Annotated in this window: 2 protein-coding genes; one reads left to right on the forward strand and one right to left on the reverse strand. The window is 39.6% G+C overall.

Annotation, left to right across the window (positions count from 1 at the left end):
* The first annotated feature begins 107 nt into the window (after positions 1 to 107).
* The gene (locus H7844_15955; GenBank protein MEO5358772.1) at positions 108 to 728 is read left to right on the forward strand and encodes a thermonuclease family protein; all 621 of its coding nucleotides are present in this window, start codon (positions 108 to 110) and stop codon (positions 726 to 728) included.
* Here H7844_15955 and H7844_15960 read toward each other — a convergent pair.
* Positions 721 to 1119: hypothetical protein (locus H7844_15960; protein MEO5358773.1), on the reverse strand; the 399-nt coding region annotated here is incomplete at its 5' end. The genes H7844_15955 and H7844_15960 overlap by 8 nt on opposite strands.

A 1119-nucleotide genomic window follows, 5' to 3' on the forward strand; every position in this document is an offset into this window, starting at 1 on the left:
TACATTCAGTACTGGTACGATATGGACAGAATGAGAGCGGTGTTTACCTCGATAACTATTGATTATGAATTTTAAAAATTGTACCAGAGTTGTGTATAATATGCAGCGTGGCAAAGAAAAAGAATAAATGGACTTCTCTCTTCAGAAAGATAGTTTTATTGTTAATAGCCTTCGGGCTTATTTATATAACAGTTTTTGGTTTCTATCCACGATATAAAAAGCACATACCTGCGTTTGTTAAAAAAGTACCATATTTAGAGAAAGTTTATAAACCGGCAGGTACACCGATAAAGGCCCATGTGCTAAAGGTATATGACGGAGATACAGTGGTAGTTGCTCCCCTTGACGGAAGCCGGCGTTTTATTTGTCGCCTCTACGGAATAGATGCACCTGAGATATCCAACATGTCACAAAAAGGGCAGCCATACGGCATAGAGGCGTTGCAGGAGTTAAAAAAAATTGTAACAGGGCACACAGTTGAGGTCACAGTTACAGGGGACAGTTCCTACAACAGGGAGATATGCCTCATTACCAAAGACATCCTTGACGTAAACCTGGAAATGGTAAAACGGGGATACGCATGGGCATACGTGAAGCATCTCAAAAAGGAAGACTCCGGCAGGTATATTGACGCTAAGATTGCAGCAAGCGAAAAAAAACTGGGACTGTGGCGTCAGAAAGACCCTGAACCCCCATGGGAATTCAGAAAAAAGCGTGAGTTCAGATAACTATCGGTATATTAAATTCTGTAAGAGTACCATTTCCATTTGCTGTTATTATTTGAGATGGATTTGTAGGTGAAATTGCTATTGCTCTGGGTACCCACAGTAGTTCTATTTTTTCCATTTCCTTTCCGCTTTCAAAATCCCAAATACGTATTGTATAATCTTCTGAACCGGATAAAATATATCTGTTGTCTGCTGTTAGAACACAAGTACCTACAGCTTTATCATGTCCTCTAATGGTTCTTACTCTTTCACATGTTTCAATGTCCCATATGATTATAGTTGCATCATCAGACGACGATACAATCATATTCTCGTTACGCGTGAAACGGCCTATGGCATCCAGTTTCTCTGCATTTCTCAACTCTTTTTCCAAATTTCTTTTTTCTGTCTC

It is taken from the genome of Nitrospirae bacterium YQR-1, assembly GCA_039908095.1.
Taxonomy (GTDB): domain Bacteria; phylum Nitrospirota; class Thermodesulfovibrionia; order Thermodesulfovibrionales; family Magnetobacteriaceae; genus Magnetomonas.